The 21,485-nt window shown below is 46.9% G+C and carries 20 protein-coding genes and 2 tRNA genes; 11 read left to right on the forward strand and 11 right to left on the reverse strand.

All coding sequences use genetic code 11. The features are described 5' to 3' along the window. Positions 1-167: 167 nt before the first annotated feature. The 3 genes from QUA02_RS14635 (at position 168) to QUA02_RS14645 (ending at position 2,579) form a co-directional block, all read left to right on the forward strand. Positions 168-1,988 (forward strand): ABC transporter ATP-binding protein, encoded by a 1,821-nt coding sequence (locus QUA02_RS14635; RefSeq protein WP_333028799.1) that lies wholly within the window; start codon positions 168-170, stop codon positions 1,986-1,988. Between the two features lie 363 nt (positions 1,989-2,351). Further along, positions 2,352-2,436: transfer RNA gene (locus QUA02_RS14640), tRNA-Tyr, on the forward strand. Between the two features lie 71 nt (positions 2,437-2,507). Further along, positions 2,508-2,579: transfer RNA gene (locus tag QUA02_RS14645), tRNA-Thr, on the forward strand. A gap of 61 nt (positions 2,580-2,640) precedes the next feature. Here QUA02_RS14645 and QUA02_RS14650 read toward each other — a convergent pair. Next, complete coding sequence (locus tag QUA02_RS14650) at positions 2,641-3,555, reverse strand: peptidoglycan DD-metalloendopeptidase family protein (RefSeq protein WP_333028801.1); 915 nt, start codon at positions 3,553-3,555, stop codon at positions 2,641-2,643. Positions 3,556-3,868: 313 nt separating this feature from the next. Here QUA02_RS14650 and QUA02_RS14655 point away from each other — a divergent pair, with 313 nt between their 5' ends. After that, positions 3,869-5,089, forward strand: coding sequence for an HhoA/HhoB/HtrA family serine endopeptidase (locus QUA02_RS14655; RefSeq protein ID WP_333028802.1), 1,221 nt, complete (start codon positions 3,869-3,871; stop codon positions 5,087-5,089). Positions 5,090-5,400: 311 nt separating this feature from the next. On the opposite strand, the gene QUA02_RS14660 is transcribed toward QUA02_RS14655, so the two are convergent. The 8 genes from QUA02_RS14660 to QUA02_RS14695 all read right to left on the reverse strand — a co-directional run bounded on the left by QUA02_RS14660 (position 5,401) and on the right by QUA02_RS14695 (position 12,959). Further along, complete coding sequence (locus QUA02_RS14660; RefSeq protein ID WP_333028803.1) at positions 5,401-5,751, reverse strand: DUF760 domain-containing protein; 351 nt, start codon at positions 5,749-5,751, stop codon at positions 5,401-5,403. Between the two features lie 42 nt (positions 5,752-5,793). Further along, positions 5,794-6,309, reverse strand: a complete 516-nt coding sequence (gene scpB, locus QUA02_RS14665) for an SMC-Scp complex subunit ScpB (protein ID WP_332984673.1) — start codon at positions 6,307-6,309, stop codon at positions 5,794-5,796. A 363-nt stretch (positions 6,310-6,672) separates the two neighbouring features. Continuing rightward, positions 6,673-7,524, reverse strand: coding sequence for an ABC transporter ATP-binding protein (locus QUA02_RS14670; RefSeq protein WP_333028804.1), 852 nt, complete (start codon positions 7,522-7,524; stop codon positions 6,673-6,675). 364 nt (positions 7,525-7,888) lie between these two features. Continuing rightward, on the reverse strand, positions 7,889-8,050 hold the full coding sequence (locus QUA02_RS14675) for a hypothetical protein (protein ID WP_333028806.1): 162 nt from the start codon (positions 8,048-8,050) through the stop codon (positions 7,889-7,891). Positions 8,051-8,159: 109 nt separating this feature from the next. Continuing rightward, a complete protein-coding gene (locus QUA02_RS14680; protein WP_333028808.1) occupies positions 8,160-8,564 on the reverse strand; it encodes a hypothetical protein in 405 nt (134 codons plus the stop codon). Between the two features lie 65 nt (positions 8,565-8,629). Next, positions 8,630-8,881 (reverse strand): TIGR02450 family Trp-rich protein, encoded by a 252-nt coding sequence (locus QUA02_RS14685; protein ID WP_333028809.1) that lies wholly within the window; start codon positions 8,879-8,881, stop codon positions 8,630-8,632. A 630-nt stretch (positions 8,882-9,511) separates the two neighbouring features. After that, complete coding sequence (locus QUA02_RS14690; RefSeq protein ID WP_293129733.1) at positions 9,512-9,751, reverse strand: hypothetical protein; 240 nt, start codon at positions 9,749-9,751, stop codon at positions 9,512-9,514. Positions 9,752-11,123: 1,372 nt separating this feature from the next. After that, positions 11,124-12,959 carry a caspase family protein gene (locus QUA02_RS14695; RefSeq protein ID WP_333028811.1) on the reverse strand — a complete coding sequence of 612 codons (1,836 nt, stop codon included), beginning with the start codon at positions 12,957-12,959 and terminating at the stop codon, positions 11,124-11,126. A gap of 283 nt (positions 12,960-13,242) precedes the next feature. Here QUA02_RS14695 and QUA02_RS14700 point away from each other — a divergent pair, with 283 nt between their 5' ends. The 5 genes from QUA02_RS14700 (at position 13,243) to QUA02_RS14720 (ending at position 17,132) form a co-directional block, all read left to right on the forward strand. Continuing rightward, a complete protein-coding gene (locus tag QUA02_RS14700) occupies positions 13,243-13,944 on the forward strand; it encodes a V4R domain-containing protein (RefSeq protein ID WP_333028813.1) in 702 nt (233 codons plus the stop codon). Positions 13,945-14,037: 93 nt separating this feature from the next. Next, the gene (locus QUA02_RS14705) at positions 14,038-14,304 is read left to right on the forward strand and encodes a hypothetical protein (protein ID WP_333028814.1); all 267 of its coding nucleotides are present in this window, start codon (positions 14,038-14,040) and stop codon (positions 14,302-14,304) included. Between the two features lie 215 nt (positions 14,305-14,519). Beyond that, the gene (locus QUA02_RS14710) at positions 14,520-14,990 is read left to right on the forward strand and encodes a bilin-binding protein (protein ID WP_333028816.1); all 471 of its coding nucleotides are present in this window, start codon (positions 14,520-14,522) and stop codon (positions 14,988-14,990) included. A 70-nt stretch (positions 14,991-15,060) separates the two neighbouring features. Then, positions 15,061-15,723, forward strand: coding sequence for a V4R domain-containing protein (locus tag QUA02_RS14715; protein WP_333028818.1), 663 nt, complete (start codon positions 15,061-15,063; stop codon positions 15,721-15,723). A 242-nt stretch (positions 15,724-15,965) separates the two neighbouring features. Then, positions 15,966-17,132, forward strand: coding sequence for a pentapeptide repeat-containing protein (locus QUA02_RS14720; protein WP_333028819.1), 1,167 nt, complete (start codon positions 15,966-15,968; stop codon positions 17,130-17,132). Between the two features lie 17 nt (positions 17,133-17,149). Here QUA02_RS14720 and QUA02_RS14725 read toward each other — a convergent pair whose 3' ends face one another. Beyond that, positions 17,150-17,620, reverse strand: a complete 471-nt coding sequence (locus QUA02_RS14725) for a bilin-binding protein (protein ID WP_333028820.1) — start codon at positions 17,618-17,620, stop codon at positions 17,150-17,152. A gap of 38 nt (positions 17,621-17,658) precedes the next feature. Next, positions 17,659-18,141, reverse strand: coding sequence for a 2Fe-2S iron-sulfur cluster-binding protein (locus QUA02_RS14730; protein WP_333028822.1), 483 nt, complete (start codon positions 18,139-18,141; stop codon positions 17,659-17,661). A gap of 499 nt (positions 18,142-18,640) precedes the next feature. On the opposite strand from QUA02_RS14730, the gene QUA02_RS14735 reads away from it, so the two are divergent. Further along, complete coding sequence (locus tag QUA02_RS14735; protein WP_333028823.1) at positions 18,641-20,563, forward strand: serine/threonine-protein kinase; 1,923 nt, start codon at positions 18,641-18,643, stop codon at positions 20,561-20,563. A 272-nt stretch (positions 20,564-20,835) separates the two neighbouring features. Further along, a complete protein-coding gene (locus QUA02_RS14740) occupies positions 20,836-21,288 on the forward strand; it encodes a helix-turn-helix domain-containing protein (protein WP_333028825.1) in 453 nt (150 codons plus the stop codon). Positions 21,289-21,485 lie beyond the last annotated feature (197 nt).

Consider the following 21,485-nt stretch of genomic DNA (forward strand, 5'->3'; position numbering starts at 1 on the left):
TATTGCCTCTGAATGCCGATTGCCATAAATCATCCGATCGGGCGACTCAATAGAACGATCCCAGAGCGCTCCCCGATTTACTACTTTTGTAGTACACTTGTAAGCAAAGCGCCATGAGCGCGCAGTTTCAAATCCAAGTGTTTGCAAGGGTTGTATCTAAAAAAAATATGGCAAGCTTTCGGGACATTATCAAATACTACAGCCGCTACTCGAAAATCTCGGTTGTCAGCATCGGTGCATCCAGCATTCTTGAACTAGCAGATTTGGCTGTGCCCTACGCGATCGGTCAAATATTAAACGTAATGTCGGGTCAACAGATAGATACAATAACGCAAAAATTGGTAGGAGCGATCGCCTCTATTACCCAGCAGCCAGCCAATCAAACATTATCACTGTCCGTCTTGCTGGGCCTAATTTTTGTGGTAACAGTCGCCAAAGCACCGATCCAACCTTGGGTAGGAAATTGGTTCCACTGGGCGATACCGTTGAGGGCGAGGCGCGATCGAATGAGAGGTGCGATCGGCAAAATTCTCACCTTACCCCTAGAATTCTACGACGAAAACAACGCCGGACGCATTGCCAGCCGCATCGCCAAAGGCATCGCCAACCACACTTGGACATATCCAGAAATTGCCGGCGAATTCATCCCCGAAGTCGTCCGCTTAATCGGCATTTTTGCAGTTATCTGGTTGATTGAATGGCGGATCGGCTTATTAATTTTGGTTTCATTCCTATTTATCCTCAGTTTCACCCTCAAAGGTTTGCAAGGAGTGACTGCGCGTGAAGAAATTCTGGATGAATACATCGAAGATACCGAAAGCCGCAACTCGGAAATTATCACCAACATCAAAACAGTCAAAGCTTTTGCAACAGAAAGCGATGAACTCAAAAGGCAAACCACCAGACTCGATCGCGAATTAAAAGTTGTAATTAACCGCATTCACCGAGGATACGTCACCTTGGGAACATACCAGCAGACAATCGTGCAGTTTTGCCTGTTTTCAATTCTCGGTTTTAGCTTAGCAGAAACGGTTGCAGGTCGGATTTCTCTCGGATATTTTGTCACAGTTTACACCCTGGCAAGCATGGCCTATTCCCAACTGCGTCCGATTAGCATTATCGCCGAATTATTTGCCCGCCGCTATTCTTCGATGATCCGGTTCCACGAGTTTATGCAGTTGCCAGACGGTGTTGATGCGGTAAATTTAACAACAGAAAATGCTGCATCCGCGTCGCCTTATAAATTTAGTGGCAAAATTGAGTTTTGCGGGCTGACATTTGGGTACGATCGCCAAAAGCCTGTTTTGCAGGATGTAAACTTATTGATTCATCCCCGTCAGACTGTAGCATTAGTCGGGCGATCGGGTTCCGGGAAATCAACTTTAGTTAAACTGCTGTTCCGCTATTTTGAACCAAACAGCGGCCGCATTCTGATCGACGGCGAGGACATTTGCAGCTTAGACGTGACTGGCTACCGCAAGCGTTTAGCCATTGTTCACCAAGAAGTAGATGTGTTTAACGGTACTCTGCTGGATAATTTGACTTACGGAAATCCGAAAGCAAGTTTTGAGCAAGTTGAGGAAGCTTGTCGCATCGCCCGAGTAGACGAGTTTGTGAGCTTGTTGCCTCAAGGTTACTATACCGTTGTCGGGGAGCGGGGAATGCGCTTGTCGGGAGGTCAGCGGCAGCGGTTGGGAATTGCCAGGGCTCTGTTGGTGGAGCCGGACGTGTTAATTTTTGATGAGGCTACTTCTAGTTTGGATTATGAGTCGGAGCGATCGATCCAGCTAGCCATGCAGAATATCCTCGGTACGCGCACCACCATAATTATTGCCCACAGGCTGAGTACAATTCGCGAAGCCGATGCGATCGTGGTACTCGACGGCGGTAGAATCGTCGAAGTTGGCACCCACGACGAACTTTTGAGCCAAAAAGGGAGATACCGCCGGCTCCACTCCCTGCAAGAAACCGGCGAATTAGTGAATTAGTCAGTTGTCTGTTGTCTGTTGACTGTTGACTGCCCTGGAGGCAGAAACCCGGTTTTTTTACGAAAATACGGCATTTGAGGCCTTAACTAAAGTGAAAAACCCGGTTTCTTTGGTATTTACCCGTCCAGGACTAAGTTACCAGTGCATCGATGCCCCCATGTCCCATCCGATTAACGAAAAGCCGATTTTCGATTTTTTGATTAAAATTACCAATTTGTCTAAAATCTAAAATTGTCTGATGCCCCATGCCCCATGCCCAATTCCCCTACTAGACTTATGTATTCTGAACTTATGATTAGAGTTTTAAATATAATGTTGCAAACAAAGAGTCTGGTGCTAGGATGTATAACTGTGGGTACAAATGGGTCGGTGCCCGAGCGGTTAATGGGGGCGGACTGTAAATCCGCTGGCTACGCCTACGCTGGTTCAAATCCAGCCCGGCCCACCACAATTTAAATAAAAGTTAAAAGTTAAAAATAAAAAGTTAAAAACTTTAATTTAACATTATTAATTTTTTATGCCCGTGTAACTCAGTGGTAGAGTACCTCCTTGGTAAGGAGGAAGTCACGAGTTCAAATCTCGTCACGGGCTTTTGCTAAATTATGCCATAAAAAAAATATGGGCGGTTGAATTCCTTCTTCAACCGCCCATCCTATTTTTTAACAGTAACTTGCAAATAAAGCAGCGGATCTTCAGCAACCCAACCCAAACCCGAATTGTACCGAACTTCAAAATGCAAATGAGCCTGCGGAATGTCCCGTTTTCCCGTCGTCCCCACAGTTCCCAAAACTTCTCCAGACTGCACTTTTTGACCGACTTTTACGGCAATATCTTTCAAATGAGCGTAGCGCGTTTGCTTCCCTGCTTGATGGTTAACCACTACCAAATTCCCGTAATCCCCCTGCATCCCGGCAAAGGCGACAGTCCCCTCGCCCGCCGCCAAAACCTGCGTACCCTCCGACGCCAAAAAATCTACGCCGCTGTGGAAAAAAAATTCGCGGCGCAGCGGATGCCATTGCCGCCCGTAACGCAAAGCTTCCACCGCTGGGGCGGGCAGCGGAAATCCTTGCACCGATGGCGCCGCATCGGGATTTAGAGAAGGCCCGATCGACCTATTCACCGCAGGCACAAACACCGTTTGCCCCAAAGGCCTGCACCCATTCGCCTCAAATAGCAAATCTGCGCGCACTTTGTAAGCTTCTGCCAGTTTTTGCCAATTCCAGCCCGCAGGCACTTCTACCTCGATGCCGCTGTACGGAGGAATGACGATCGCACTTCCGGCAGCTACTCGACCTCCCCGCAACATCGGATTTATCCCGACCAGCGCCGCAGGAATCACATTGTACTGCCGCGCGATGCTTTCTATGGTTTCGCCCTGCGCCGCAGTGTGGCGGCGCAACCGAGACCTAGCGGGTTCCGGGCAATCGCGGGCGGGGTCGGGGTTTTCTACAGGTGTACCTGAAGGAAGATTTGCAGGTGGGATCTCGGTATTTGCTGCGGTTTTCCCAACGGGTGCGATCGACCAAAGTAGTACAAAAATCAGCGGAAATAAGCGTTTAAAAGTCATTATGTATAGAAAAAAGTATTCATTTCGGACAATTGACAATTTTCGAGCCGAGTGAAACGGCATATTTGAAAGCTCTAGCCGCCCTGGAGACTGTAAATCCCAGGCTAAGCCAAGTTAGGATGAGAATTATTAGTTTTGGTTGCTCTTGGAAAATCAGGCAATTTTTGCCTGTGATGCCCATCAGCCCATGCCTGTTAACAGCTATGTTCTTGAGGAAGCGGTACGCCCCGCCCCGCTTCCTTCCCGTCGCCAAGACAAAAATGCTTGATTCGGAACTGTCTGCGGGGATGAGGTATTTAGCGGGAGTTATTAAATGAGTTTATCTTTTAAGCAAACGACCCTTTATGTGACTTTGCTGTCGATCGGGGGAGGCGTGGGATGGTTGGGGAATCGCTATCTGCAAAGCCCAAACAATCTGGAAACCGCATTGGTTTTACCCGTGGTGCGCCAGCAAATCCCCCCCTATGCGTCTCCTCCAGTTCAGGAAAATCGGGCGGTAGATCGCAGCAATCCCAATTTTATTGCTGAAGCAGCCGAAAAAGTCGGCCCGGCTGTAGTGCGGATTGACGCATCGAGCAAAGTGACGAATCAAGTACCCGAAGCTTTCAAAAATCCTTTGTTTCGCAGGTTTTTTGGGGACAGTTTGCCGCAGCCGGAAGAACGAGTCAAGCGGGGTACGGGTTCGGGGTTTATTCTCACTCCAGACGGCCGCATCGTTACTAATGCTCACGTCGTCTCCGGGACGGATACCGTCAAGGTGACGCTCAAAGACGGCCGCGAGTTTGAGGGTAAGGTGCAGGGGGTCGATCTGCTGACGGATGTGGCTGTTGTTAAGATTGATGCCAAGGAACTGCCGCAGGTGGCTTTGGGTCGATCGGACAATATTGTACCGGGACAGTGGGCGATCGCGATCGGCAATCCTTTAGGTCTCGACAATACCGTCACTGTGGGCATTATCAGCGCTACGGGTCGATCGAGTTCCCAAGTCGGCATCCCCGACAAGCGAGTCCGCTTCATCCAAACCGACGCCGCCATCAACCCCGGCAATTCTGGCGGCCCGCTGCTCAACGACCAAGGCGAAGTAATTGGCATCAATACCGCCATTCGCGCCGACGCTCAGGGCTTGGGATTTGCAATTCCGATCGAAACCGCCAAACGAGTTTCCGATCAGTTGTTCGCCAAAGGTAAAGCCGAACACGCCTATCTCGGCATTCAAATGGTCAGCTTGACTGCCGCCACCAAGGCAGAACTCAACAAACAGCTCGATAATAATAAAATTACCCTCGATCGAGGCGTAGCCGTGACGCGAGTCGTGGAAAATTCCCCGGCTCAAAAAGCCGACTTGCGCGCCGGAGATGTCATTCAAAAAGTTGACGGAATTGCGGTTAACACTCCCGGGGACGTGCAAGAACGGGTGGAAAGCACTGTTGTAGGCAAAGAACTCGAAGTGGAAATTAACCGTTTGGGTCAAGTTCAGAAAATTAAAGTACGTCCGGGTGCTTTTCCCCTATCGGGTAGCCCTGCCGGTGGGTAATACCATTTTCGATTTTCGATTTTCGATTTTCGATTAAAGAATTGGGAATGACTTACTGCATAAGGATTTGCAGCTTACCTACCGTTGCATTTTTTTGGGAACCTGGTATTAGTTGCAAACGGTAGAGGATGGAAGATGAATCTGATGCTTTATAGTCCTGGACGCAGCAACCGAGTTTTTTCACCAAAATCCTCGGTGTAGCGCGAGGGATATCCGGTTAAAAACCGGGTTTCTTAATTCCCTGTGCGTCCAGGATTATTGATTTTTTTGAACAACTTTCATCTTTCTGGCTTCCCCAACCCGTCGATCTTTTACTTCTCTTTGGGAGAGTTTGGTTGAATCGAGCTGGTGCTTGCTAAATTTTCTTCTAGGTGCATCCTCTGCTCCATTTGTCTCAGAAAATAGCCTGTCATCATCGCTGAAGCTAGCAAACCTGCTAAGTTTTCGCGGTCAGTGGTAATTTCGACGTTAAAATTTTCTGAAGGCAAGACACCGACAAGTCCTTGAACGTTATGAGAGATTATTTCTCTGATTTCTGGGCTGGCGGACTTGGCGATGCGGGCTAGAACCTCCGGGGATTGGTGTTGGAGGTACTTCAGGAGTGGATTGGCTGCGGTTTGTTGGGCATTGGAACTACTGTCAAAGTCAGGGTGAAAAACCATTTGGCGATTCTTAATTTCTGGCTTGCTACATTCTACTTTAAACTACTCCTCATTGCTTGGGTACAAATTTGCCTGAAAGTCAATTTGCAATTGTTTTGGCAGTTGGTCTACTTGAAAGTACCGATGAAATTTATCGGTAACTTGTAACCAATACGATCGCCCCTCAGTCGGCCGCCGTTTGCGCACGAAACCCATTTCTACCAGTTCCTGTACTTGTTGGTAAGCTCCTGAACCCCGCAGGTTAACTAAATCTGGCTGAGCGATGCCGCCTTTTAGGGCGATCGCGGCCAGCGTCCGCAAAGCTCCAACACCTAATTCTGGAGGTATTAAAGTTTGCATTAAACTGGCAAACTCTTCTCTGAGTTGCAGGCTGTATCCCGTGGGGGTTTCGACGACTTCTAATGCACTGTCGCGGCGGGATGAGTCAGACATGAGTTCGATGATGGCGTCTTCGGCTTCGGATCGATCGCACTTGGCAATCTCGGCAATCTCTGCGATCGAGACTGGCTGACCTTTTAAGTAAAGTATGGCTTCTATTGTTGTGGCTAAGCGAGTCATTTGGGAATTGAGAAGTGGGACTTGGGACGTTGAAGTTCGGCAAGGATCAGTGTACGGGATTTAAGGAATGAATGTTGAGGGAATAAGTCCGAGGAAAGAAGAAGGAATTAGCAAAAAAACAACTATCCGTCTATCCGTGATTTCCGTATCGTGAATTAATGAAATTCGTAATAAACATTCTCATTACACCAAAGATTGAGAGTTTCGGTTGCTTTAGAAACAAACCAAAACTCTTTCACTTTTCATTTTTTGATTTTAACACTGGGATTTTAGATGAAAAAGTTGATCGTTTTAATCGCCATTTTTTAAATCTCAAATCTCCCGTCTCAAATCAAAGGGCTGCTGTTAGCAATGAGCCACGGATCAATCTAACTGTCTGCCCGTCAATTCTACAAAAATATCCTCTAAATTAGAAGGACGAACCATCATCCCAGTTTTATCGTCTTTGGCATCCAGATATAAATTAGCTTCTTCCAGAGTAGGAAAAAACTTGTATTCCCAGCGATCGCCTATTTGTCTCATCACTAACCCTTGACCGTGTTCCTGCCGCAGTTGGGCCAACGTTCCCAGTTGAATTAACTTGCCGCCGTCCATAATGCCGATGCGATCGCACAAATACTCCACTTCATCCATATAATGCGTTGTTAACAGCATTGTCATTCCCTGCTTGTTCAAATCTAGAATAATTTCCCACAATCGGCGCCGCGTTTGCGGGTCTAACCCTACAGTCGGTTCGTCCAAAAATAAGATTTGCGGCTCATGCAAAAGTGCTCGGGCAATTTGCAACCTCCGCTTCATTCCTCCCGACAAGGTTTTTACTAAATCATCTCGCCTTTCTGCTAATTCTACATATCCCAACCACTGTTTAATTAACTGTTGCCGTTTCGGATTTGGGATGTGGTGCATCCGTCCGTGAAACTCCATATTTTCCCATACCGAAAGCTCAGTATCCACGCTGGTTTGTTGGAGCACGACGCCGATGCACTGTTTCACTTGCAAGCTTTGCCGCATCACGTCATATCCAGCTACCTGAATTTGACCGCTGCTGGGTTTAGTCAGGGTAGTCAGCATCCGAATTGTGGTCGATTTTCCGGCACCGTTGGGGCCTAGGAGACCGAACATTTCTCCGGCTTCAATCGTGAAGGAAAGGTCATTGACAACGGGAATTTTGTTGTATATTTTGCAGGCATTTTGTAGGGAAACAGCGGCAGCCATAGGTATGTCCGTATAAATTGGTGTAAATAAAGCTCTTTGTTCTCAGTCCTCTCATGTCCGGCAAATTAGCCACAATATTGGTTGGGGCGAGTTTCACCAAAAATTTGTAATTCACATCCACAATATCTATAAACCCGCCCCAACCGGGCCACAAAATTTTATAACGGGCAATTCAACAGACATGATATCATTCCTGGACGCAGAAACCGGGTTCGAGCGACTAAAATCTCTGGTTATATTCATCGGTACCGATCAAATAAAAACCCAGTTTCTATGCTATTTTTGCCCGAGTTTTGTTAGCGCAACTAATCTGAGTGTCATCCGCAGGTAGAAGGCTGATTTTTTTACCGCTTGCAGCATCCACTTATTGCGGTTGAGTTAAGTCGGGTTTCAATGCCATCATCCGGCTGTCTAATTTGCGCGCTGCTTCGCTAATCGTTATAGCGGGTTTGCTGCCGTCGAGATATATCATCATCAGAAAACTTCCTATTTTTCCCCGTCGAAACAGCGAAAGTTCGACATTCATTGTTACACCTTGTATTTTTCCTTGAGTTGTCCACCCAGCCGATACCTCGCCAATCTTGTCTTCTAAGGTTAAAGCGGTAAGATTAGCAAACAGAAATTCCTTGTTACTACTACTGTTTAAACCCTTGGGAGAACTGTTGTGCAAAAATCCCTTCACGGATTTCAGCATCAAATTTAGCTCGATCGATCCGGTTGGGCAGTGGCGTTGTAAATCCTCCAACTATTTGAAACTGCTGATCGTCGTTCTTCTGATAAGCAAACACGCTTCCTGGTTTCAACCTATTGAGACGGCTGACCAGTTTTTGGATCGTCGCAGGTGGCATTTCTGTAAAACCTGCGGGCAAGTCTTGTAAAGTCAGGACTAGGTTGGACAAGTCCCCTGGGGGAGTTGCAATATCTGCCGACAGAGTATTGCCGAGATCGCGAACTGGAATGGCGATCGACACTTCGCCAAATTCACCGCCCCATACAGCACTAATTAGCAAACAGACCAATAACACAACTTTTTTTTTCATTATTTTACCCTGTTGCTATTACCCATTACCAATCTCTAGCTCGCTCTACCCCAACGCGCTGTCTTTTATTCCGCTGCTTCTAATTCCTCTAATTCTTGCGTAGACTGCCATCCAGCTTGCCAGAGCGATCGGTCTTTGAGCTGTGCGGCGTTCAGCCAGAAACGGACATTTGAATCGCAAGCCGCCACCATTTCCGCAAATACCCATTTACCTTCGTTTTTTCGGTTTACTACTTGAAAGTGCCGCCACCCCCAAGTTTGTTGGTGTGAAGTCCATCGGGAACCAACTAAATAAGGAAATTTTTGTTTCTTCTGCACAGTATTTTTGGTGACAAATATATTAGAAAGCAAGTTAATTATAATAACTCTTTCTGTTTGATGATATTAATTCCCTATTCCCCACTCGTCACATCCTCTCCCCCTCTCCCTTTCTCCCCTTCCCCTCTCGAACTTAACAGACCATCTTTCGCTTAGCTGGAGCTTACATGAGAGTTCAGCTAAACTCTGTCTGGAAGTAGATGCGTTTATTGTAACTTGCAGCAGTTTCGCCTCCGGGTTCAAAAGTAAGGGCAGTTCAATGACTGCCCTGTAATTAGTTATACCTATTGAATAGGGTTGATTTTTCAGCCGCTCCACAAATAGCAAATTTATGCAGCACGAGCTAAATCGTGAATCTCAAATCTAAAAGCAAATAACCCAGGTTATAGTTGTGCACAATAATCCGTTCTATGAAACTTACTCAAATCTACTTTCCGAGCAGGTTTGACGTTCACTTCCTGCTTTTAACAAAGCGGTCGGCCGCTTCTTGTCCACAGGCGTTTCTTTCGAGCCCAACTCTCCCTACAAACATTTTTTCAATCTTAATCGTGTCTCATTGACGCTGTACAGCTCAACAAAAAAGCACTTTTAGGTAAGATTGACTAATTTATGTGATTCTGTCGCTACCCGTTAATTACTTCCGTGTGAAGGCTTTTGGCCCGATAAATCCAGAGGAAGTTGGGGAAGCCGGAGGCGAACCGCATTTGTTTGCAGCCAGAGAGTGATGGCGTGCTTCCGCTGTGGAGTCACGTACTCTCCTGGTCTGATCACGCCAGCACAGACGCCGATGTTTTTAATAAGGGTTTCTCGCTCCGATGAACTTGCACCCTGTAGCAACCTGACTTGGGCTTTGATAAAATCCACGTTCATAGCAGAAAGTAAAATTAACTAAAGAACTCAGTTAAATAGCGATGCTTTGGTTCCAATTGTAACTCTAAAACCACTTGGTAGGAATCAAGTTGATTCAACATCCCCTAGATGGGGATCGGGGCCTCTAGAGCTAGCCAACTTTATTTACTTTATCTGTTTTTGCTAGCAAAAGTGTCACTATGCTAGCAGTTTTGGGATAATTATTCATAGTTAAGAACTGTTACAAATTTGGCTCGCCTCCGACAATATGGCAGAGTTTAGTGCTAACGCTACTTTCCTGAACTCAAAAAGTTCAGCATTGTCTCCAGATCCTTGCCTTCCTAAGTTTTCCCCTCCCCCATTGGGAAGCGATCGCTCGCCGAACATTCCTCTTCGATCGCCCCTCTTAACACCCAGACACTGCCTCCTCACCCTATTGATTTAGATCGGCCCCTATGCCTCGCTGTGGACTATAACTTCAGGCATACGTGTTGTTACATGGGCTACCATAAGCGAGCAAGTTTTTATTCTTGTTTCTCAATCATATATTTTTTTGATTTTCTTGCAAATCCCTTATTTGTGTTAATTAAAGCAGCTTTGCGAGCTCCGCGCCAACGAAGACTCGCAGCTTGCGAATCCAGACATTTTGCGATCTGTGACGGTGAATCTGTTTTCTGAATTCATTGGGGGCGATCGCTCGCCGACTAGAATTGCCAATAACGGCTCATTTTGTATAATTTATAACATATCTGTCAATACTAATAATTTAAAAACAGCACAAGTTTAAACAGTCTTTCACTCGTCGATCGCTCCTAACAGCCAAAAAGATAGGTAAAACAAATCAACACGGCAATACCCGCGCAGTCAAGGTTGAGGGTGCCGATTTTGCCTTCACCGTTTGTGTTTAATAGCAGTTACATATCGCCCAATTTGCTAGTTACTAAACTTGAGATTAAATATAAATTAACCAGCTTAGCTAAAACAATCGAAAACCCAAATTAAATGTTTTAATTTGAGACTCAAACGACTTTTTTAGGAGTCGTGCATCAACTTTTTTTTTTCAAAAAACATCACCGCAGCCATCCATCCGGTAAAAAAAACCAGGTTTTTGACTCTGGAGGGGCCGGTTCACCGAGAGCCGGGACGTGATTTAAAGATATTAATTAACCCGCCCCTAGGATATCTTTCACTCTCCCAAAACGAATCTACCGGGCAGCATATAAAATCCCCTGCCGCAGGAGCTGCGGAGGGGAAATGGTGAATAAAATTATTGGTTTTAAGTTATCGATGTGTAGGTCTCCTTTTGCAGTGTCAAGAGCGATCGAGCGATCGACCTATCTGAGCCCTAAGCTAAGATAATTTCCCCGTGGGAAACCGGGAAATTATCAACAAATCAACCTTTTTTCTGGCGTTGCAGCTTAGTTTTCCAATTGGCGATCGCCTTCTGAGCCGGCTGATAACTCTTAGTACCCGACGGTACCATCGAAGCAGCTTCAACTGCCTCTTTCAGCTTTCCTTGAGAGCCTCGCAACTCAGCAATTTTGAGAATAGTTTCGCTCCACTGTCCGATCAACTGCTGAGCTTCTTCATACTTCGGCTCACCGGGCTGAATTTGATTAGCTTGCTGGATGCCTTTACTGTAAGAAGAGGCAACCCCCCGCTTAATTTGGCCCGAAGCCGCCGATAGCAAAGCAGCATTTACATTTTGGCTTTTGGATAGCTCCTCCCATTGAGCGATCGCCTGTTTCGACTGATTGTAAACTGGTTGATTGACATCAGGCATCAATTTAGCCGCCCCGATCGCCCCCTGGAAATCGCCCCGAGCAGCCCGCCCGTTAGCTATATCCAAAATCGTCAAACTCCAGCGCTCAATATCCTGCTGAGCCTGCGGATACACCGGATCGCTAGCCGGAATCGTTCGAGCCTTAACCACCGCTCTATTAAAACTAGAAGCTGAACCATCTTTGAGGAAAGTTTTCGCCTCAGCCCACACCTGCCGGCTCGACGGTGGCTGCTGGGTTCCAGTCCCTGCTTGCAGCGCCTGCGGTTGGTTCTGCGGCACTCCAGCACCAGCAGATTTTTGAGACCCAGAGTTTTGGGCCTTCTCAGCAGGCGATCGAGGATCTCCTTCCTGCTGACCGAGAAAAATTGATCTGTTCGTCAGAAAAACACCCAACAGCAGCACCAAAGCCGTAGCTGAGCTCCACAAAACTAGCTGCTGCAAAAATGACTTGTCCGACCCCCCGCGATCCGCATCCTCCGGCTTTTGCAAGTTCGGTCGATCGTCCCCCCCACCTGCCGAACCCACAGCATTGGGCGGCTGCGACACCGGTGGCATCTCAACCCGCGAGTCCTGAGCGTTGCGAGTAGCGGCCGGGAGCTCTATTCGAGCCGCAGCCGTCGCCATTTGCGGGCGATCGAACCCATCAGCCGCACCAACCGTCATATTGCCGTTGCGTCCGGCCAACGCAGCAGTAGGCACCCCAGAAGCATCCGGCAAAATCACCAAATGAGCCTTTCCAGGAGGATTCACCACCATCAAAGGTTCTTGTTTCGGACGCAAATGGTGGTCGCACAGCTCCGGCAGCCGATCGCTCAAGAAACGGTCTAAACCCTTAAGCGTCGAGCACTGTCCCGATCGCAGCCCCTCCAAAAGCGCCGCCGTAAAAAAACCCTGACGCAGAGCAGAAGTTTCCCGCGAAACTTGATTCGGCTGGCAAGAAAGCACCGTCGGGATTTCCAAATCCCGCGCCACCTGGGCCGTTTGAACTCCGATCGTTTCCCCCGCCTTCACAATCTGGCTGCGGTTCATATCAACGAGCACCAACACCGTTTCCGTAGGAGCATTTTTCAGAGTATTCAACAGCAACTCTACCGGAATCCCCGTACCCTGAATATCAGCCGGATTACCGTCAACCGGCATCAAATAATCCTTGCCTTCATAGCTGACACCGTAGCCGCTAAAAAAACACCAGAGTAAATCTCCCTGTTGCAGATGTTCAGCGCACAGGCTTTGGGTCAACCTCAGAATATTTTCCCGATTCGGATACGTGGATTGACCCCACAGCGACGGCGAGCTATCAGTCATCAGCAAACATCCATCCGGCGCAAAACCCGCCTCCTCAGTCAAAAAACCGTACAGTGCCTCTGCATCCTCTTGGGCATAACTCAAAGGCTGGAGTAACTGATATTGATTGATGCCTATTGCAATACAAGCGTGATGTTTCATCTCCATATGCCCTATATATATAGTGGACAGCTTGCACAAAACCATAACACATAGCCGTTTATAGGTTACACCCACTTTCGCAAGCAGTCAGATAGCAGTTGTCCGAAGCCAAAAGTCCCAACAAGCGCCCAAATTTAGCATCCTAGAATTTTATATTTTTATATTTCAGAAAAAAATTATCCCCTGTGCCTGCCTTTAGAAAAATAACGTTAAATTGGATACACAGGCCAGTCTATTTGACTCTAATTTTCAGCAAACGACACCAAAAAGGAATAACCCGCCAATGGTCTCTATCGCCCAAAAAGAAATCTCCCCCCACAGCGAATCGCTACTGAAGCAAAAGCATCCTCAAAGTCACAACCACTATAGGTTTCAGGATTTTTTTACCTTCGACCGCCAGATGGGTACAATTGACGACTGGAATGAGTCGCGCAACATTTTTACCAGCGAAGACTTCATTATCGGTTTGGTGGAGGGACTCGAAGAAGAAGTAGGCCCGGCTTCCTCTGTCATCATGTATACTATTGGTTGCCAGTGGGGACTGCAAGATTCCGAATTTTTTCAAAAATGGTTTAGTGCCGAATTCGGCCAAAACATTCGCCAGTCAAATCTGATGTTTCTGCTAGAAACTTGGTGGTGGCCGTTCACAGCTCAAGGTTGGGGTCGCTGGGAAGTTGACATGAGCGATCGCAAACACGGCTGCATCTTCATCAACCTCTTTGACTCAGCAGTTGCTCGCACATTGGGCGACGTAGGCAAACCAGTTTGTCACATATACGCCGGTTTGTTCGCCGGTTTCTTCGGATCTCTAGTCAAAAAACCTCTAAGCTGCATAGAACTCCAATGTTACTCAATGGGAGAAAGCTATTGCAAATTCCTGCTAGGCAACCCAGATAAAATTGATGCAGCAGCATTTTGGCTCAACGAAGGTGCCAACGCCCGCGATATTCAAACTAGACTGCAACACGGTGAAATATTACGCTAAAAAACATGGAAAGGCACATCACCGGCCCTGCCTTTCCTCCCACCAATTTCGCAATCTTACAGCGATTGTGGGTCTCTCCAGGCAGGAAGAAATATGAAAAGTCAAACTTCATGGTTGGACCAGTCTGTCCAAGACTTCTTTGGTCACTATAATTGGCTGGGAAAACCTTTAGAAACCCAAAATGGCTCGACCCCCGGTCAAGTGCTGAATTTAACCCGGCTAGTAGCAGACTTTTTTCAAGCTATTTCTTGGGAAGGAATTCCCGAAGTCGGCGCTCGGCCCCTACCGCCACCCTTACCAGCAATTTCTATTTCTGAATCGGCAGAAGTCACCATTGATGACCTCTTCGACTTGTTTTAATCTCTGTGGGGAATGGAAAACAAAAAAGAGGGCAATCCCTCATCCCTTTTCCCTCTTCCCTCTTTTTACCCGCTCGCGACTTGCCCGCTCAGCTTCCCCGAAAGGAGCCGAAGGGCCTTCTTCCTTCTTCCCTCAACATCCATCCGTTAAATCCGTTCCACAATCCGTTGCCGAACTTCCTTTTATCAATTACCGATTACCACTTAATTAAAATCATGCACCCTGAAATTGAGGCGCTGCTGGATCAGGCAGAAAACCGCTTTTTAAAAGGCGAAGAACTCATAGCTTTTAAGCGTCAAGCTGCAACCCTTGCCCAACGCTTAAAAATTTACGAATTTTTGCGAGACAAGGAAGCAAGCATCTTCCAACCAATAGCCAACCAGCTACAAGAAACATTCCCCGACGAAAAACAAGAAACCTTAGAACGATCGCTCAAACACTGGGTGTTAGTCTTGCGGTACTGCGCTATGGCTATGCTGCTGAACGATCGAGATTTTCTCGAACAGCGCCTTTTAGACTGGCTTTCCGGCATAGTTGAAGCCCACCAAACTCAAAATATCGAAGCAACTGTTTGCAATCTGCTGCAAACTCGTTTAAAAGAACTGCTTTCCGAGCAAGCCCGGGCTATATTGCAACCATTTTTCGACCAAGCAGAGTCAATTATTATTGGTCAAGGTAATAAATAATAAGCAAATTCCCAATTCCCAATTCTCAATTCCCAATTCCTAATTACCAATTCCCAATTCCCAATTCCCGATGATTAATATTGCTGACTTGCTCAAACAGCCCCGACTCCCAGGAAACTACTTTGCCAGCGATGCCTACGTCCGAGGCGACCTCGAACTCGGCCTGCTCGAAAACCGCCGGGGCGATCGGCTCATAGCACTCCCAGAAACACTGATTCAAGCCATTTATATCGGCTTAGAACAAGAAACCGGTCAAGCCTCCCGCCTCGTGCTATTCAACTGCGGTCGCTGGTGGGGGAAAAACTTCTACGTGCGTTTTTGCGAAGAAGTCAGCGAATACTACGACCAGCCAGTTTCCGAAATGGAAATGGTAGAATTTCTTCAGTCCTTGCAACAGTGCTGGAAAACTCATGGATGGGGAACATTTGAATTTGACCCCAGCTATTCCGAACAGGGATTTTTAATAGTAAAAATTGCTAACTCTGTTTTTGCTAAAAAAGCTCCTAAGTCGAAGCAACCAGCCTGTTTTCTAGAAGCAGGCATCTTAAGTTCGTTCTTTAGTCAGCTCACAGGTCGAGAACTCCACTGCCTGCAAACCTCTTGCGAATCCTTGGGTTCGGACTGCAACCGCTTTATTTTAGGGCTGCGCGATCGCCTCCAACCAGCCGATTCTCTGGTCGAAGAAGGACAAGATCACGAAGCTATTATCAGTCAACTTTGCCAAAAAAACTGACTTGTTTGACAGCTATTAGTTTGTGGCTAATAGCTGTCAGCTAGCTTTTTCGGCAGCCATTGCATCTACCGTCTCATCACAACTGTGAGTTAAACTATAAAAAAGCTACAGAGTTTAAAAAATGGGTTTTAGCTATTAACAAAAAAACCGATCGCAACTCGCAGCTAGACAATTCATAACTTACAAAAGAAACTCATAAAATTTAAAAACAATCACAACCTCAAACTTTTTGCTCGAACTTAATGGACGCCAATGAACTTCTAAATCGATATGCAGCCGGCGAAAGAGATTTTAGACAGGCCAACCTGCGCGGCATTGTGTTGAGCCCGATCGATTTATACCGTTCCAGCGATGCCCCAACTCTAATTTTGGCAAACCTCAACCAACACCAGCACCGACCCTACTTAATCGGTGCTAACCTCAGCGGGGCCGACCTCACCAAAGCCCATCTGAGCCGAGCCAACCTCAGCAAAGCCGACCTCAGCGGAGCCAATCTCACCGGTGCCAAGCTCATGGCAGCAAGTCTGAGCGGAGCCAATCTTACCGGCGCCAATCTCACCGGTGCCAACCTAGCCGGAGCTCACTTGAATTGGGCCAACCTGACCGGAGCAATTCTCCCCAAGGCCAATCTCATAGGTGCTGATATGAGCGCGGCAAACCTCACCAAAGCCGTTTTCAGCGAGGCAAATCTCAGTAAAGCCTATCTAATTAAAGCCAATCTCAACGGGGCAAACTTGAAAGATGCAGACTTGAGTTTAGCGAGTCTCAAAGAGGCAGACTTGAGCGAAGCACAGCTCAACGGAGCCGAATTGTCCAAAGCCAACCTAGCCGGAGCCAACTTAACCCGAGCCAACCTCAGCAAAGCCAACCTGTTGAAAGCTAACCTCAGACGAACTAACCTCACTCAAGCCTATTTAAACGGCGCGTGTTTGAGCGAATCCGACCTCAGCGAAGCTTGCTTGGATAGAGCCAATTTGTGCAAAGCAGACCTGAGCAAAACCTACCTGAGAAACATTACTTTGAATGGCTGCCACTTAAGCGGTATTAACCTCAGCGGGGCCGATCTCGGCGGTGTAGACTTGAGCCGCAAACTTTTAACTGCAATCAATATGGCAGAGGCATTGTTGAACGAAGCCAACTTGAGCGGTGCTTATCTGATGGAAGCTAACTTGAGCGGGACCAACCTCAGCAAAGCCAACTTGAGCCTAGCCTATCTGATCAATGCCGACCTTTCTAATTCTTGCCTGCATGAAACTAACTTGAGCAAAGCTAACCTGAGTAAAGCCAACTTGCAGAAAGCTGACTTGACAGGAGCCAACCTCCGGGGAGCCATTCTCACTGAGGCGGATTTGAGGGGAGCGCAGTTGATTGGAGCCACTCTTCCTAACGGCACAGTTTATCGCCCTTAACCTGTCAACCCCCTTGATTATTTGCCGAGTAAAGTGCGGTTGTTGTCCAGAATCGGAAAAAATAAGTTCCTTTCTTCCACAGTGAGATATTGTTTGAGTACCTTTTTCATTGCATCGTAGGTCACGGTCGCAGTATTGCGAACATGAACAGCGCCTAAAATAGTTTGCAACCAAAGCAGGAGCCGATCGCGCAACCGTTCAGTATCGTCAATCAACATTGCTGCAGCCGAATGCCTCAACACCTGCACTATATCTCCACGGCACTTTTGGGTCACATCTTGAGTCCCCCGGCGAAATAAATTAGAGTCGAGAGACTGCATTTCTGCTTCCACTTGTCGCATAATTTCTGTTTCAGACGCTTGAATTTTTTTATAAGCACTGATCCGGTGATTCAAAGAGTGAAGGTAGTCTTTCAAAAATTGGAGTTCTTCAGCACTAGCGTAGCGTCCGTCTGCTTCGGTGCTCAAACGTGTAAGTTGGCTCAACATAAATTTTTCTCTACTACTAAAATACAAATATATCAGTTTTAAGCTTCTTTAGTCCGAACTAAATACTGTCCTACTTGAAAGCGGGTTTCATTAAGTTGTGTAACGATCGAACGAGTAATTAACTTTCCCGATTCTACAACTATTTGACCCGTAATTGGGTGTAATAAATCTTGCTGGGCCCGGCGGCCGATCAGAGCTTCCACATTTTCAATAGCATTAATGTACATCCCTGCGGGCAACTGTACAACCACACCCTCGCCCATAATTTGAGCCTGACAAGCAAGTCGCGAATTGGCTTTAGCTGTAGTAATGACTTCCAGCGTCCTTCTCTCGCGGCGGTTCATGTCCGACAAGCCTTCCATGCCTTCTTTAATGTAAACGTGGCAGGTAGCGCACATTCCCCGCCCCCCGCATTCCTTGAGAACGTCTAAGTCTTTGGAAAGTAAGGCCGACAGGATATTCGAGCGGGTTTCGACTGCCATTTCCTCGGCAATTGGATCTAGTTTAATAATTTTAACCATATTGATTTTTGCTCCTGTAAAGTTCAGTATTTAGCAAGTACGATCGACATATTCACAGCCCATAAAAATTTGGCTAACATTCCAAAAGGTTAAGATACCTTGACCACAGCATCGGCTTCTGGCTTTCTAACCCCGATTGCATAACCGTGCTTCTGTGTTGGTCATCGGTGTTCCGTCGCCCCGATTCCCAAGCTTAGCCTTGAAAAGCTAAAACCTTAGATTGTTCCTTGACTGTCTTGAAAAAACTGTAATAGTCGCGATCGACTAAAATAGCAGCCACAGGTAGTTCCCGATCGGGCATCCGAATCCGGCAAGATTGATAGTGATTCCGAAACTCAAGGATTTTAGTAGGTGCGACTGTGCGATCGCTCTCAAGGAGGCTGAGAATGAACCTGAGATATCATAGGCTGTACCTGGCGAGCGATTCAAAAATTTGAATTTTTGTCAGAATTTTTTACATATTTTAATACTAGCTCAAGCTTTTTCTATAATTAGACCGATGCAACATTCTAAGTACCGCATTTTAGGGCTAGTCGGACAAGGACAATTTGGTCGAGTCTTTTGTGCCAGCCTTCGAGAAGCTCCCGCCCAGGACTCCCGCCTCACCAGCCAACTGGTTGCTCTCAAAGAACTCAGCCATCAAAAAGCCCCAACTAGCGAATTCTTGCGAGAGCTGTGGTTTCTGATCACCTTGCAGCACCCGAACATTGTCACCTGCCGAGCTCTAGAACATACAGCGACAGGCAGGTACTTGGTTATGGACTACTGCGAGGGAGGAACCCTCCGCAACCTCCTCAAACAAGACCGCCCCTTGCGGCTGCTTGAAGGTTTGCAGTTAGTCATGGAAGTTTTAGCAGGCTTAGACTACGCCCACCGCCGAGGCGTAGTTCACTGCGACATAAAACCCGAAAATATCCTCCTAACTTTAGGCTCCAAAGGTTGGTCGCCCAGGCTGTCTGACTTTGGCATCGCGCGTCGGCTGCCAGAAATCGGTACCACTCGCCTCCACCAAGAAATTTCTCCCGACGCTACCGTAGGTTCCCCCGCTTACATGGCCCCAGAGCGGTTTTACGGTCTTTATTCCCCCATGTCAGATATATATGCAGTTGGAATTCTGCTGTTTGAGTTGCTAATGGGCTACCGCCCTTTCGGCGGAACCCCTGGAGACTTGAGGTGGGCGCACCTGAATCAACGCTTGCTACTTCCCGATGCCATCCCGGAACCTTTGCAAGCAATAGTCAAAAAATCCTTGGAAAAGCTGCCGGCCCGCCGCTTTGCCAGTGCTTCCCAAATGGCTCAAGCCCTGCGATTGGTGATGTACGATCCTGCTGTCAGGCAATTGGGCGACTGCATTGTTCCTTGGGAAAACCCCGCAACCACCGACGCTAAAAGTCTGAAGTCGGAAACTGAGTCTTTGCTGAAAGTCGAAGAGGAAAAAGCATCACAGTCGGCTATTCATTTACTTCGGACTTCGCGCTATTGGCTTTCGCAGCCAAAGCCGCTGATACTTCCTGCACCGCTGACCGCTTTAATTGCCACTGAAACCTATCTCTACGCTGCTGTAGGTACAGAGGTGAAGGTCTGGTGTCAGCCGGAAAAACAGCTAGTTACAGAAGAAATGCCGACTTCTATATCAATGCCGGAAATTGTGCGCGGCATTTTACCTGCTTCCCACGGCTGCTGCGTTCTCACTCCGCAAAAACTTTACTGGCTCAACGATCGCTCTTGGGAGCCTCAATGTTTACTGGATATCGGTTCTAGGCAAGGTGCAGATGTTTTTAAAGTTGCTGTTGATTCTCACGGCCACTGGCTGACAGTAGCTGTTCCGGGCGAACTGCGCTTTTATGCTTTAGCTGCAAACAGCACTTCGGGCGATCGAGAAAAAGCCCTGAAGCCGATCGCTACTGTGTCGTTACCGGAACACTATTTACCAGAATTAATGTTTTTGGATCGGCGACACGTCTTAGTAGTTTGGCCGGACAACGAACCCAAAAATCCCCAAACTATTTTTAGAGTTTACACTCGCCGCGGCACGGCGGTGGGTTCTGTGCGGTTGTCGGTCAGCGTCGGACAAATGCTGCTGACACCTGAACCGTATACCTTACTGGGAATTCCTCAATCTGGCAAAGCGGCCGTGCTGTTGATGAAATTGTGGCCGCTCAAGGTAGCGCGAATTCCCCTTGAAAGTTTGCCCGTGTCTGCTTGTGTAGCTAATTGGGGGTGGGTGTTGGCAGATGTTGGGGGGCAGATTCTGGTGTTAAACAGTCAAGGTATTCAAATAGGGAATTTTAGCAGCCCCGTCGCACCCCGGGCGATCGCCCCTTGGGGAAAGACGGGTTTGGTGATTGCTACCAATACTGAGGAAGAGAGTCACTTGCACTTTTTAGATGTAGATGTTTCGCGATCGAGCCTCAAAGGCTAATAACTGGCGTAACTCAAGGTGTTTTGGGGTTGCTGTAATTAAAAAGAGTGTAGTTGCCAACGATCGAGTTCTGTGTCAGAGGAATTGCACGTGCGCGATCGGGTCAATCGCATACCCAAATCTCCCTCAGTCAAATCCAGGGAATGCAGGCACTACTTATAAGACCTCCTGCGAAAATATCAAGTACTCGCCTGTTGTAATGATATAGCAATCCTAAATGATTATCAAGACTATGATACAATTATATGCAATACTCGATCGTGAATAAAAAGATGAATAACTTAAAACTGCCCCTCAAAGATATGGAAAAGGAAATAACTCAATTAGAATCTTTCATTAAAAGTGATATCGATGCAAGAGAACTTAAACGAGCAATAGCTGTAAGGATGGCTGTCGAAGGCAAGTTCTACCATGAGATTAGCAAAATTCTCGGTGTAAGTAAATTTTTTGTTGGTCATTGGAAAAAACAATTTCAAACCAAAGGCATCGAAGGAATCAAGCTAGGGCATAAAGGGTCAAAAGGGTATTTAACAGCTCTACAAAAGACTGAAGTAATTGAGTGGCTAAAGAATAAAGAATATTGGAATTTAGATGAGCTGGTTACTTATGTAGAGCGAGAGTTTGGTGTGATCTATAAATCAAAACAGAGTTACTATGAACTTTTCGATCGGGCGAAAATTAGTTGGAAAAAAACTCAAAAAATCAATCCTAAATTTGATGAATAACTGGTAAAAAAAAAGACGGAAGAAATTAACAATATTTTATTCAAAAACAAGGCTGGCATAGAATCCGGGCAAATAATAGTATTATTTATAGATGAATGTCATTTACTTCATGGCGATCTGACTGGTTATGTTTGGGGTCAATCAAAAATCAGAATTGAAGTCCCAATTACCAATGAAAAAGATAGACAAACTTATTT

The sequence above is a fragment of the Microcoleus pseudofavosus SVA1_A4 genome (assembly GCF_036700565.1).
Lineage (GTDB): Bacteria > Cyanobacteriota > Cyanobacteriia > Cyanobacteriales > Microcoleaceae > Microcoleus.